The 13,589-nt window shown below is 42.2% G+C and carries 15 protein-coding genes; 13 read left to right on the top strand and 2 right to left on the bottom strand.

Features of this window, described 5'->3' with window-relative positions; all coding sequences use genetic code 11:
* Window positions 1–221 precede the first annotated feature (221 nt).
* The 6 genes from ACE3K2_RS28940 (at window position 222) to ACE3K2_RS28915 (ending at window position 6,004) form a co-directional block, all read left to right on the top strand.
* Window positions 222–362, top strand: coding sequence for a putative holin-like toxin (locus ACE3K2_RS28940; protein ID WP_421898343.1), 141 nt, complete (start codon window positions 222–224; stop codon window positions 360–362).
* 256 nt (window positions 363–618) lie between these two features.
* Entirely contained in the window at window positions 619–1,059 is a 441-nt protein-coding gene (locus tag ACE3K2_RS28935) for a hypothetical protein (protein ID WP_421898340.1), read from the top strand.
* Between the two features lie 256 nt (window positions 1,060–1,315).
* Window positions 1,316–2,440 carry a GntR family transcriptional regulator gene (locus ACE3K2_RS28930; protein ID WP_421898337.1) on the top strand — a complete coding sequence of 375 codons (1,125 nt, stop codon included), beginning with the start codon at window positions 1,316–1,318 and terminating at the stop codon, window positions 2,438–2,440.
* Between the two features lie 400 nt (window positions 2,441–2,840).
* On the top strand, window positions 2,841–4,142 hold the full coding sequence (locus ACE3K2_RS28925) for an ABC transporter substrate-binding protein (RefSeq protein ID WP_421898334.1): 1,302 nt from the start codon (window positions 2,841–2,843) through the stop codon (window positions 4,140–4,142).
* Between the two features lie 72 nt (window positions 4,143–4,214).
* Window positions 4,215–5,150 (top strand): carbohydrate ABC transporter permease, encoded by a 936-nt coding sequence (locus tag ACE3K2_RS28920; RefSeq protein ID WP_421898331.1) that lies wholly within the window; start codon window positions 4,215–4,217, stop codon window positions 5,148–5,150.
* A gap of 17 nt (window positions 5,151–5,167) precedes the next feature.
* Window positions 5,168–6,004, top strand: coding sequence for a carbohydrate ABC transporter permease (locus tag ACE3K2_RS28915; RefSeq protein WP_421898328.1), 837 nt, complete (start codon window positions 5,168–5,170; stop codon window positions 6,002–6,004).
* 276 nt (window positions 6,005–6,280) lie between these two features.
* Here ACE3K2_RS28915 and ACE3K2_RS28910 read toward each other — a convergent pair whose 3' ends face one another.
* Entirely contained in the window at window positions 6,281–6,892 is a 612-nt protein-coding gene (locus ACE3K2_RS28910) for a hypothetical protein (protein WP_421898325.1), read from the bottom strand.
* Window positions 6,893–7,006: 114 nt separating this feature from the next.
* On the opposite strand from ACE3K2_RS28910, the gene ACE3K2_RS28905 reads away from it, so the two are divergent.
* Both ACE3K2_RS28905 and ACE3K2_RS28900 read left to right on the top strand, forming a co-directional pair.
* A complete protein-coding gene (locus ACE3K2_RS28905; RefSeq protein ID WP_421898528.1) occupies window positions 7,007–7,144 on the top strand; it encodes a hypothetical protein in 138 nt (45 codons plus the stop codon).
* Window positions 7,145–7,189: 45 nt separating this feature from the next.
* Entirely contained in the window at window positions 7,190–7,774 is a 585-nt protein-coding gene (locus tag ACE3K2_RS28900; RefSeq protein WP_421898322.1) for a chloramphenicol phosphotransferase CPT family protein, read from the top strand.
* A gap of 42 nt (window positions 7,775–7,816) precedes the next feature.
* Here ACE3K2_RS28900 and ACE3K2_RS28895 read toward each other — a convergent pair whose 3' ends face one another.
* Entirely contained in the window at window positions 7,817–8,188 is a 372-nt protein-coding gene (locus ACE3K2_RS28895; RefSeq protein WP_421898319.1) for a hypothetical protein, read from the bottom strand.
* 161 nt (window positions 8,189–8,349) lie between these two features.
* Here ACE3K2_RS28895 and ACE3K2_RS28890 point away from each other — a divergent pair, with 161 nt between their 5' ends.
* From ACE3K2_RS28890 to ACE3K2_RS28870, 5 genes are all read left to right on the top strand, one after another.
* Window positions 8,350–8,643, top strand: a complete 294-nt coding sequence (locus ACE3K2_RS28890) for a hypothetical protein (RefSeq protein WP_421898316.1) — start codon at window positions 8,350–8,352, stop codon at window positions 8,641–8,643.
* Window positions 8,644–8,780: 137 nt separating this feature from the next.
* A complete protein-coding gene (locus ACE3K2_RS28885; protein WP_421898313.1) occupies window positions 8,781–9,821 on the top strand; it encodes an ABC transporter substrate-binding protein in 1,041 nt (346 codons plus the stop codon).
* A gap of 1 nt (window position 9,822) precedes the next feature.
* Window positions 9,823–10,599: a (2Fe-2S)-binding protein gene (locus tag ACE3K2_RS28880; RefSeq protein ID WP_421898310.1), complete on the top strand. Its 777-nt coding sequence runs from the start codon at window positions 9,823–9,825 to the stop codon at window positions 10,597–10,599.
* 44 nt (window positions 10,600–10,643) lie between these two features.
* Complete coding sequence (locus ACE3K2_RS28875; RefSeq protein ID WP_421898307.1) at window positions 10,644–12,365, top strand: helix-turn-helix domain-containing protein; 1,722 nt, start codon at window positions 10,644–10,646, stop codon at window positions 12,363–12,365.
* 433 nt (window positions 12,366–12,798) lie between these two features.
* Window positions 12,799–13,404, top strand: a complete 606-nt coding sequence (locus ACE3K2_RS28870; RefSeq protein ID WP_421898304.1) for an oxidoreductase — start codon at window positions 12,799–12,801, stop codon at window positions 13,402–13,404.
* Window positions 13,405–13,589: the final 185 nt, after the last annotated feature.

Genomic DNA, 13,589 nt, shown 5'->3' with positions numbered 1-13,589 from the left:
GGAACAGACCTGGGCTGTATTCAGAAACTATAGGATGTGTGGTATTTACGGAGTACATAAATTAGATGTTATATGATAGAAATGATGGGCTGAAAATAGAATAAAGGAAAGAATACAAAAAAGCAGATAAGAACACTTGTACGGAGATGTAAACAAAGGTAAAATATAGCTACAATTGAATCTTGGGTGGGTATGGTTTCCCTTCGAAAGGAGGTGAAACCATGGAAGTGAAAGATGCGATGACTCTAATGCTGTTATTCGGAACATTCATTCTTGCACTTTTAACTACATCAATAACAACAGAGAAAGTAAAAACCCACCCCAAGGTTGAGAGCCAAAGGTGGGTCTTTGTACTAACTTGACTTAAGAAGGGATTAACCATCCAAGCCAATTGTGCTGACCAAGTGTTCGCCGCACTTGGTCTTTATTTAAGAACATGGTAACACATCTGAAAAGATGAATCAAAATAAAAAGAGCAATGAAAAAGATGATTCACTTGTCCAGAAACACATATGTTCCATGAATATTTACTACAATAAGAAGTTAGATGCGTAAGAGTTATTATGAAAGTTCAGTAGACTTGCAAAAAGAAAAGAATTAGAAAAGGGGATAATAAAAATGGATGAAATTTACTTTTTAAGACATTATCTCTCGTCTCTCAAGTATCGATGTTCAAAAGCAATTCTAAATGCTCCAAGCAATTACCCGAATTATGAGCTCGGTAACGGAGTAAGAACTCCAATTGAGATTTTGGCACACATGTCTGACGTCATAAGATATGCCCAATCCGTTTTTGATAACCAAGTACAACCTAAGAAAGAATCAGGAAACTGGAATGACGAAGTACAGACATTTTTTAATGAGCTGCATAACTTAGACAATTTAATGAAATCAAATGGACTACCAAATAAAGAGAGAATTGTCGAAAAACTGATTCAAGGACCACTATCAGATGCAATGACACATGTTGGTCAATTGTCAATGATAAGAAGAGTAGCTGGAGATTCAATACCTGGAGAGAATTTCTTTATTGCTGAAGTAAAGGTTGAAAATGATTAAAACTGTTAAAAGAACAAATACATATTGTCTAATTATAGAGTTAATTCAATTGCAACGTTCTGTTGCTAGAGGGGGAAGTGATCAAGGTGCTAATTTTGATCCTGCTTACATTCGAAAGGAAGCCTGTACAATCATCAAGCCTCTAGGAGGCATTCGACCTTCTTCAAGGAACACCACAATCCCATCCACTAACTTTGCGAATTACTTCTTGTGTAATATACTTAGTATATTAATATTATGATGTCAGGGTGGTTTTGTGGAATTGCATTTATACGAGCAGATATATAGCTATATTGTACAAGAGATTAAAGAAGGTCGTTTAAAAGAAGGTGACCGGGTCTCTTCTGAAAAAGAGTTGGCTGAACAATTTGGCGTCAGTCGTATTACATCTAAAAAGGCTCTGGAGAAATTAGCAGATTCTGGGGTTATTAAACGAATACAAGGAAAAGGTTCATATGTAGCCGATGGTATCATTGGAGGACAAGAACCGAAGCATTATTCAGAGGTAAGAACAACTTTGGTACCTGAGGACGATAAGCGGGTGATCGGGTTTATTATACCGAATTTTTCTGACGAGTTTGGCCTGGAACTTCTTAGATCGATGGAAAAGCGGAGTGCTGAGCATAATTATCAACTCATTATCAAGCGAACTTGCGGGGATCGGGATGAGGAAAAACGTGCGATCGACTTATTTATTGGTTTAGGCATCAAAGGATTAATCGTGACGCCCATTCATGGTCAACACTATAATTCTAAACTGCTTCGACTTGTATTAGATCGGTTTCCAATTGTTTTGGCCGATAGATATCTAAAAGGAATTCCGGTTTGTTCGGTATATACAGACAATAAGAAAGCAGCCATGGATCTTACGCGTCATCTGATTAACAAAGGTCATAAAAAAATTGCCTTTTTATCTCCGCCGGAAGAGAACACTTCAACGTTGGAGGAAAGGCTGCTCGGATATACGTTTGCCTTCACCCAGGAAGGAATGAATTTGAACAAAGATTATGTATTGACGAACTTGAAGGGCACCCTTCCCAAGAACATAAACGGAACAGCGATTGAAAGTGATAAAGAAACAGTAAAGCATTTTTTGAAACAACATCCTGATGTAAAGGCGTTTGTCGCATCGGAATTTCTAGTAGCTACCATGCTGGCTCAAGTCATCCACTCGATGGGGAAATCTCTGGAGGAATACGAGATCGTTTGTTTCGACTCCCTGAACGATCACCTGGGTCAACCCATCTTCACTCATATTAAGCAGGATGAGAAGCAGATGGGTGAATTGGCAGTGGATATGTTAATCTCTCAATTGCATGGAACAGCAGTTCCCGAGCTGAACATTATTAAACATCGTATGGTTGTGAAAAATAACGGGTAAGGTTTATTCAAGTGCAGCTAAACCAAAGCAAGGATATTGTTCAAAGTGTCGAGAAGTCCCGATGGGCTTTTCGGCACTTTTTTTGATATCAGAAATATTAACTTCGAGGCAGGGACCTTCCTGACCTGATATCGCAAGATCTATCTCTAAATCATAGCCATACATCATGAATAGTGATGTCGTAATATTGCAATTGACATGTTTTATGATGTCATATTAATATACTTAGTATAACTAGTGAGCTCCTATAACAAATTCACGGTGTTCATCATTTTCTGATTTTATAGTTCATATCACTAGAGTTGTTAGCGCTTACATAAGTTGTGGATGATCAGAAAATGAAGTGGATCCTATAGGAATCCAAGTTAAACGAATTCATTTAACTTAAGGGGGACTTTGAATGAGGAGATCCAAAAAATCCACATTTCCAATTCTTGTTTGCTTTCTGGTTATGTTACTACTTGTAACGGCTTGTTCAACCAAGGGAGGCTCTAGCGATCAGGCCGGAGAGGGGATTACAACGGTTACGATGTGGCATGGTCTTACCTCAATTGATTTAGATAATATGAATAAAGTTGTGAAGGCATTTGAAGAGAAAAACCCTACGATCAAAATGAATTTGGTTTATACAGAATCCAACGAGGGATCCGATCAGAAGCTGCTGACTGCAGTCGCAGGCGGCAACCCTCCTGACGTTGCACTTTTCGATCGGTTTAAGGTCGGTACTTGGGCTGCACAAGGTTCTCTGACTGACTTATCCTCGATGGCAGCAGAATCCGGAATACGTAAGGAAATGTATTATCCATTTGCATGGGAGGAGTCCAGTTATCAAGGAAAGCTTTATGCAATGCCGATGGATACGGACTCTCGCCTGTTATTTTATAATAAGGATCATTTCAAAGAAGTGGGGCTGGATCCCAACAAACCACCACAAACGATCGCCGAGCTTGAAGCGGCCGCCGATAAGTTAACTATCAAGGAAGGTAAACGTTTCAAGCGGATCGGGTTCATCCCATGGTATTCGCAAGGCTGGCTGTATACTTGGGGATGGGCATTTGGAGGAGAGTTCCAGGATGCTGCCACCGGCAAAATTACCGCAAATGATCCTAAAGTCGTGGAAGCATTACAATGGATGACCGACTTTGGCCAAAAATACAATGTCGAGGATATTGCCGGATTCACAAGTGCAGCGGGTACGGAGGAAATGGATCCGTTCATTTCCGGTCAAGTCAGCATGAAGATAAGTGGAAATTTTACGGTGAAGGGCATCGAAAAATTTAAGCCGGATTTAAACTACGGTGTTGCACCCATACCGACCCCAACAGGTACTGATTTTACGACATGGTCGGGAGGCGGGTCCGCTATTATCCCTAAAGGCGCCAAGAACGTCGCTGCTGCTTGGGAATTCCTCGAATTCTTAGGGAAAGAAGAAGGGCAAACGTTATTAAACGCTGACTCTCAAATTTCCGTTATTGATTCGGTTAACGACAAGTACGGTTACAAGGACGATCCAATTATGAAGGAATTTATTAATATTTTGCCCAATTCACATAACCGCCCAGTTATTCCTGAAGGACAACTGCTGTGGAATGAGTTAGCTTCCGCTACGGAAAAGGCTACCCGCGGTAACGGCACTCCGAAAGAGAACCTGGATAGAGTAACAGAGACGGTTAATAAGGCTCTAGAAAAATACGACAAATAGAGTGCTCGGTAGGCAGGGAGCGAACTTTCTCTCCTTGCCTATTCATGAATGACAATTGGAAGGAGAATGTACATGGCGAAACTGGCCGATCCAGTTCAAGTAAAAGCAATTCCATCGGCAAGGAAACGAGCACTCCACAGAACTAACGTGATTGGGTGGCTGTTTGCTTCACCTTGGGCTATAGGGCTGCTATGCTTTTATGCAATTCCGATGCTAATGTCCATCTACTTCAGCTTCACTACTTACAGCATTCTGCAGCCGGGTGAATTTGTCGGATTGAATAATTATAGAGATCTTTTCCATGATCCTCTGTTTTGGAAATCCATATACAACACGATTTATTTTACCGTATTTTTTGTTCCATTAAGTATATTTTTCGGTGTGGCACTCGCTATGATGTTGAATATGAAGGTCAAGGGTATGGCTGTATTCAGAACGATCTTTTTCTTACCCACTCTCGTGCCACAAGTAGCTCTGGCTGTTCTGTGGATGTGGCTGTTACATCCAAACTTCGGATTGGTGAACGGGATGTTAGCGAATATCGGTATCGATGGGCCCGCTTGGCTTGGTGGTGAGTCGTGGTCCAAGCCCTCTCTCATTCTGATGTCGCTTTGGGGTATTGGGCAAGCTGTCGTTATCTATCTTGCTGGACTAGGAGACATCCCTGAGGAGTACTATGAAGCGGCGCAAATCGATGGAGCTAACTGGTTTCAGAAAACGAGAAAGGTAACCCTGCCTCTGCTCACTCCGGTTATTTTCTACAACCTTGTCATGGGAATGATTGGTGCATTCCAACAGTTTACTCTTCCCTATACATTGACCAAAGGGCAAGGAACTCCTGCAAACTCCATGACTTTCTACGTCATGTATTTATATGAGAACGGATTTAGGTATTTCAAAATGGGTTATGCCTCCGCCATGGCCTGGATCTTATTTATTATCGTTATGGCATTAACCGGAATTATTTTTATTACGTCTAAACGCTGGGTTCATTATCAGGGGAAATAAGGAGGAGGAAGTAAGGGATGAATCCTACCGCTATCAAAAGAATCAATCGTGCGTTAGCCTATGTATGTCTAATTGTTGCTTCTGCATTTTTCATGATTCCGTTCATATGGCTGCTTTCGACTTCTCTTAAGCCACTCACACAAATCTTTACATTCCCACCAGAGTGGATTCCGCGTCCAATTCTGTGGAGTAATTATTCCCGTGCTGTTGAGTATATCCCTTTTTGGACATATCTGAAAAACACGGCGATTATAACTATCGTTAGTACGCTTGGTGTGATCATATCCTGTCCCTTGGTTGCATATAGTTTTGCCAAGTTAGAGTACCGTGGGAGAGGTATACTTTTCTTTGTTACCCTTGCTGTTATGATGATCCCCGGACAGGTGACCATGATTCCTCTATTCCTGTTGTTTACTAAATTAGGTTGGGTGGGAACACCTCTTCCACTGATTGTACCCCAATTTTTTGGAGTGCCCATTTACATTTTTCTATTGCGGCAGTTTTTCATGGGACTGCCTGATGCCCTGCGCGAAGCGGGTCGCTTAGACGGCGCTAGTGAGTTCCGCATATATTTACAGATCATGTTTCCACTAGCCAAATCCGCCGTATTAGCCGTGGCATTGTTTCAATTTATGGGGAGCTGGACTGATTTCATGGGCCCCTTGCTTTATTTAACCAATGAACCATCTTACACGGTTTCGCTCGGATTGCAGCAATTTCAGAGTCAAAAGGGATCCGAATGGGGTCTATTAATGGCCGTCTCCACCTTGATGACATTACCTATTATCGTTTTGTTCTTTTTTCTTCAAAAGACGTTTATTAGCGGCATTACCTTTAGTGGTATAAAAGGTTGAACAATTATACAGGGCGGAATATCAGCGATCAAGCAAGTGTCTGGGGAACTATGGATACGTATGAGTGACAGCGCATATACTCGGTAGATTTCGCGACATGGATCGGCTGTATGGACCCACAGCTCGTTTGGCTTTTCCCATAGGTCGTAAATGATTAGGCATAGCCCCATTATAAATTGTAAAATTATAAGAAACCGTTCCTTGGTAAATGAGTGTGCGAGCAACCATATACCCAAAGAGACGGTTTCTTTGTACATTCAACTAGCTGGTGGTCTGCTATTGAACTTGCTGTATATTATATTTTTCCATTACCAAGCCACGGAATGTCTTGTAATCTGATAACGCTTGTGCGGTGGAGGATTGAGGTACACTATATTGAGTTACGCCTTCAAGGCTGAATTTGCCTAGGTTATCATTGATTAATCCATAATCACCAAAGGTGTTTTTCATCAAGAAAAGCACACTTTTATCACCCTTCTGAAGTTCTACATAGTCATTGGCTGTATACTTGACGTCTCCTTCCAGACTGACGGGTTCAATGATCTTCAATTCGTTCTGATCTGAAGGGAAATCGTCAGGTTTTTTCAGTATCTTATCAATCTTGATGTTTGTATTGGTGTGAAAGGACTGCATGGTCCCATCATCAAATGCAGTAATAACATGCTCTCGATCTCTGAAATCTTCTGTTGCATAACCAATAACGATCAGTTCAGCAAACGCATCCAGCTTATCTATTTCATGAAATATTAAAGAGTTGGCTGAAAGGTTGACGAGGTTATGAATGGGCACGTCCGTTTTCGATTGACCATTTGCGTAAGCGATTGCAACAGCAGAGATAGCCAATACGAATAAAGAGACTAGTACAACCTTCCTTTTGAAAAAAGACATGATCTCATCCTCTCCGTTAGATTTAACTTCTTTTAAAAGCATCTTACTTCATTTCTACTATACATATATTTGAAAATTATTGTAAATTTAATTATACAAACCTGGTTTAATGAAATGAAAGAGGCCAATGGTTACTTTATTGAAACGATGGAACGTGAAGATTTGGCTGATTTTATAGACAAGGCGGCTAGGCAGGCTGGATTAGACATCCAGGAGAATGAAGATATTACGGAAGAATGGAGAAAGTGGTAATTCCGCTGAACAGTGTTTTCAATTTTAATGATAAGGGTGATAGATATGGAACGAGGACTTATTATATTTTTGAACGGAACGTCAAGTTCGGGAAAGACCAGCATTGCGATGGAAATGAAAAAACAAGGAGATATTCCGTTTCATCATCTATCTGTAGATCAATTTTTGCATAATTATGATCAGTTCATCGATAGTACATATCCAGATCTGAAACCAACAAGAGAAGTGGAACACCATGTGATGACCGATATCCTGTTCGACCCGATCAATTCGTTGTACTGTGCAACGATTAAGCTGTTTTCGGAAATGGGTTTGAATGTCATCGTGGATACGGTTATCAGCAATGACAAGTGGTTTAACGATTTTTATAAATTGCTTTCGGATTATTCGATATTGTTTGTAGGTGTGCATTGCTCCAAAGAAGAACTCACCAGAAGAGAGCAGAGCAGGGGAGATCGTGAGATTGGACTTGCCCATTCACAGTTTGACTACATCTACGCCTATGATGAATATGATCTGGAAGTGAATACGGAAGAGCTGAGTTCAGCTGCATGTGCGGAAAAGATATTAAGTTATATACAGTCCGATCAGGAATACTCGGCATTTAAGAAGTTAAGCAGAAGAGACTGAAGCTGTTTGCGTCAGATCATATGATATCCATTCCAATGAAAGTTAGGGATTTGGCCAAATCTTTTTCTTAGCGTTACCAGGACCTAATAAGTAGATTTCATCAACATTCCCATAAGTATTAGAAAATGAAATTGTGAAGTCTTTACTACCACCGATAGGAAGTTTACTGCCTTTAATCTGAATGAAAAGTGAATTGTTATGATGTGAGAGGGAGTAGCCATGATATCTGCTGATACTGTCTGCAAATCCACCTTTTACGGTAATACGCTCAGGAGAAACTTCAGTTCTCGTAACCATTGTCTCGTCAGGATCGACAACCTTGTTCAACATATACAATCCAAAGATAATAGGAACAACGACAATAATAACTGCGCTAATAATAATGCTATATTTGATGTTTGGTCGCATACTCATGATTCACCTCAATAATTAGATGATATGAATCGATGTCTCCATACTCATTGGGCATCGATTTATTGTATTTAATCGGAACAGAATTCTACGTTTTGAAATATTAGGCTCACTTAAATAATATACTAATTTATTTTTTGTAGAGATAGGGTGGGGAGTAATCGATGGAAATTAACGACGTGAATCCAGAAGATCATATTCAGCACATGTTACAGTCAATCATTGCACAAACACAATCCATCATCAACGATAGTTGTAAACAATCTTTTGGATCACTGGAATATTTCCTGGGACATATTTTGGAGTATCGGGATGAACAACAATATACGACAGATGAGTGGCATATCCGCACACCTCGTTGGCTGGGGGAGTATGGGAATACGCCGGAGGAAGAAGAGCTTCTTTCAGACATCTACCGATTGCAAGCGTACATTGCAGAAAAGTTAAAGGGCGGATAAGCGGCTTGCCATGTCGCATTAGTCCGGCTCAAATGTCGCAAAAGTACATGGTAACACGATACGGAGATCGTATATACTCTCTTTATGTTTCGATAATGAAAATCATTATCAGTATTATACATAAGGGGGATTTACAAATGAAACAAGGCACAAAGGGGCAAACGGCTGGTAACAAAGCCTATACTGCTCACAAATCACGATTACTCATGGGCTTGATGATGGCCCTTATTCTAGTCCTGACGGCTTGCGGTGCCGGAGCAGGTACAGATAGCAGTAAGCAATCTGCAGCAACGCCAGCGGAGACACCTGCGAATGCGGAAACGAAGACGGACGGAGCTTTTCCTGTAACGATCAAGGGTATGAAGGGTGACATCACTCTAAACGAAAAACCACAGAAAATTGCAGTGCTGGATGTTAAGTTTCTGGATCAAATGTTAGCCGTTGGTGAGAAGCCAGCAGGTAGTGTTATCGCTGGAGGTAACACCGATTTTCCAGAGTACTTAGGCGATCAACCGAGTGACGTACAGGTTCTGGGTACACGGGACGAGCCTAACCTGGAAGCGATTGTAGCCCTAGATCCAGATCTGATTATCATGACCGACTTTCAAGAAAAACAGTATGAGGGTGTAAGCAAAATTGCTCCCACCCTGGTACTCGATTTCTACGAAGACTGGCGGGATACGTTAGCTACAGTTGCCCAAATTACAGACAAGCAGGACGAGGCAGAGAAAGTGCGCACAGCGTATGAAGAGAAAATCGCCGGGCTGAAAGCACAATTGTCAGAGAAGCTGGGCGATGAAACAGTGGCGATCATTCGTCCACGAAAAGAAGGAATTCGTGTTCACGGGATTGAGCACCGCATTGGCGGTATTATGTACAATGACTTGGGGCTGAAAATGCCTGCTCTGGTACAGGAGATTAATGAAGATGGCTCCGTTGAAATTTCGATGGAAAAAGTGCCTGAGATTGGGGCAGATCGTTATTTTGTGCTGTCGGATGAGCTGTTTGCGGCAGAAGCAGAGGCTATGTTGAGTAATCCCGTTTGGAAGTCCCTCGATGCTGTGAAAAATAACCGCACGTATGACGTAAACTCAACACTGTGGATTGCATACTACGGACCGCTTGCAATTAATCTGATTGTAGATCAGGCATCGGAAGCCCTGCTCGGATCGAACTAATATGAATCGATATCTCTCGACAGACTTATGGAAAGAGACGGTAGAGGATTATTCGATTTTGCTCGGTGAACCGCCTGAACATAGTGTCCGTATCATTGCTTTGAGTGAGTTGCATGACGAAGAGGCGTGTCGAGAGTATATCCGCTGGTTTCAGAATTATATCAATGCGCCTGACATGAAAGTCGCAGCCTCCATGTTAGCCAAGCGGCTTGGCTATCTATGGACGACTCCGCTCGTGACCGCGATGACGTATCATCATCAGCATGTAACCTTTCAGCTGGAGAACAGCTTCCTCTATCATCCGAAGCTCGAAGAACATGAAGAGGGGACACGGTTTCCTTTTCTAGCGGTGAACGGGCTTCAGGCTGAAGAACTGACTGGAGACAGGAACGTATGGCGGGAAAAAGCGGTCAAGGAGATGTTTGCAGTACAGCTGACACCGCTGTTAAAGGCTCTTGCTGCGATTGCACCTCTTTCGATGAGCATTCTCTGGGAGAATATCATGGTACGGATTGGCCGATTATTCGCTCCTGACGAAGGCGAGACGGAGCAGGAACGTAAGATCATTCGAGAGGATTTCTCCTATCTGACGCAGGTGGCATCCGGGCAGGTATTTGGTGAGAGGAAGAATCCATTAACCCGATTCACCGATTGTAAGGACAATGTGCATGTTGCCAAAAGTGAGCGAATCACCTGCTGTTTCTATTACCAGATGTCAGGGGAGTATTGTCTCAAATGTCCGAAAATTGACAATGAGAAAGAATCTCAATTACAATGACAACAGCAATGATTTTACCTATGCGATTGTCAGGAGATGAAGAAATGCCGCTGCAAGAACAGACAAGTGGTTGGAGTGATACAGCGATCAAGATGCTTGACGGGCATAGCGGTACTTTGCAGACAGGCAGTGTTTTACACGAAACAGATGTAACTTCTAATGTGCTGCTGCTGGCATACGGAGGGGAAGGGGAGCTTGCAATGGATGGCGAGGGTTGCCACATTGGAGCTTCTTTTGCCTGTCATGTGGTGAAGGGATCATCCTACACACTGACGGCCAGATCAGAGGACATTCATTATATAGTGATCAAGTACAAGGCTTCTTCCATGGAGGGAGCCTCACTTGTTGTGCCATCGTACCGTAAACACCCGCTGCGCAGATCCTTTGTGCAGAACTCGGCAACCCATGCGGAATGGATAGAGAATGCGGAAAAAATCGTTGCCAAATGGCGCCGCGGCGAAGGACTGGAACGATTCTATGCGAACGCCTTGCTCCAGGGGATGATCTACGAGTTGATCATGGCATATGAACGTGGTCAGGGGGGAGCGGAGTCCGACATGGTGGATGTGGTCGCTTCCTATATTACGTCGCACTATCGTCAGAACCTGGAACTGAAAGAGCTGGCTGCCCTCGCTGGATGCAGCGTAAGGCAGTTGCAGCGACGATTCAAACAAGAGAAGCAGCTCGGGCCGATGGAATACGTCATCCAGCTGCGGATGGAGAATGCCTCGCGGATGTTACTTCATACGGATGCTTCCATTGGGGAAATTGCTGATAAAATGGGCTATCGCGACATGTATTATTTCAGCAGGGCGTTTAAGAAATATTATGGCGTTCCTCCGCTTCGTTATCGACTTGCTGCCGCTTCAGAATTAGATGAAAAGTATGCTCAAGCCTTACTGCGGAATCGCACCGCTTCTTCGTACGAGTCGGCCCAAGGTCCGGTGATCTGCCATATGCGAGGTGAATATCAAGTTACTGAGCCACCACAGCGTATCGCCGTACTGGATGTTCAATATGCTGATCATCTGCTTACGCTGAGTTTGTCTCCGGCAGGAAGTGTCGGACTAGGGAGCAGCGTATTAACGTTCCCTCAAACTCTCCGAACGGGGCTCCAACATACCGAATTACTCGGGACATATGAATATCCTGATCTTCCTGCGGTAGAGAGACTTGCACCGGATCTAATTATTTGCACCGAAGTGCATGAACGATATTTTGAAAGGCTAAGTGGGGTAGCTCCAGTGCTGATGTTCAAGCGCAACGAAAACTGGCAGACCATTCTGAGCCTGCTTGGTGAATTGACAGGCAAGCGAGCAGAAGCCAAGCAGATCATTGCGGACTATCTTCGAAGAACGGCTTTGTTATCTGAGGAATTAGCTGCAGTATTGGCAGGCAAAAGTGTAGCACTGATCCGTCCGCTGGACTCTCTCGTTCGGGTTCACTCTGCCGCTCATCGTACAGGTGCTGTGTTATACCGTGATCTGGGTCTGCCTGTGCCGCTATTTGTATCCGATACCGCCGACACGGCCTATCATATCTCGGTTGATAGACTACCGGCTGTACAAGCCAGCCATTACTTTTTGCTCAGTAATGAACTCATGCAGGATGGGATATCGGCGACGGAGGAGCGGGTTTTGCGGATGCTTGGTGAGGGAGAAGAGCAGCGAGTGCATTCGGTGGATGCGGCGACCTGGATTGGGTGTTATGGGCCGATGGGGATTAATGGGATTGTGGATCAGATTGAACAGGCTTTGTTGGGGTGAGGGGGCTTATTTCATTAGGAATTTGTAAGTAAAAAGATTATAGATAAATTGCCGCTCATAATTATAAAAAGTTTGAACCTTTGACAACTGATAGTCCAGCTCCAACTGGCGCAATTGTTTATGAGATGAAATCTGAAATTTAGGGATTAAAGAGAAGCTGGAGGATAGGTAAACTACATTACAAGATAAATCTGTATAAGAAGGCGTTATTAAAAACTCTAAAAAATTGCTGGGATTCTTTTAGAAGTTGGTAAGTTTATATAACAAAGCATCAACTCTAAGAAACTACTGTTTCTTAGTTATAGAGTGTATAATAATGGAATAATATCAGCCAACAAACGCCCCAGCTTTAGATAAGTGCTATCTAAGTCTGGGGCGTTTTGGGAATACATAACGGTATCAGAAATAAATTGAATGATTATGAGGTGATTCAATGAGAAAAAATATAGCATTAGTCATACTAATGGTTGGATTGATCATAAGCATGTACTTCAACTATCAATTCAAAGCGTACAAAGACAATCAAGAAGTTGATTACGCGGTTAAACTAAATCATGGAACTCAAATTGGTATACAAGAATCCATCTACAATTTAGATAATGTGATAAAAAGCTTAGAGGACGGCTCTTCCAAAGAAACAGTCATACATGCCTTAGGAAATGTGGCGGTATCTTTGAAAGTGGGTGAAGAATCATTCGTCTTTCTGAATTCCGACTTCAGGGAAGATCAGTTATCATCTACCAATTTAATCTATAATGTGTTTAGAGATATGTATACGTATATAAGTGTAGAAATCACAGACGACATTTTATCGAATAAGGTATCGTTAGAAAAAGAGTCGAGAAATCAACTGATTAAGGATCTAGGCGTGCTTAAACAAGATTTGGAGTATATCGATAGTCAATTTAACGAGGATATTCTGAAAGAACAAAGTCCTAATTGGATTGAAAACAAATGGAAAGAGTTAATTGGAGAGATTGTAAATCGAAATACGGATTTTAAGTTATATGAAAGAATGAAAACGAAATACAATCTATAAGTGTTTTGTGGAAGACAATTGACATCTAAATAACAACATATCTACGCTACGTTGCCTCCACTTCTTTGTATACCGAGGGTTTCGAAGAAGTGGAGGTAGCAGGTAACCCTGAACTACCTTATTGAATTGCGACAAGTCGCTGCACTCTTTAAGGTAGTGAGGGTTAGTAGATATAAGAACACTTT

This window comes from Paenibacillus sp. (genome assembly GCF_048976745.1).
GTDB lineage: Bacteria > Bacillota > Bacilli > Paenibacillales > Paenibacillaceae > Paenibacillus.
Note: the sequence above shows the minus strand (reverse complement) of the source record. Positions and strands in the feature narration are given on the sequence as shown.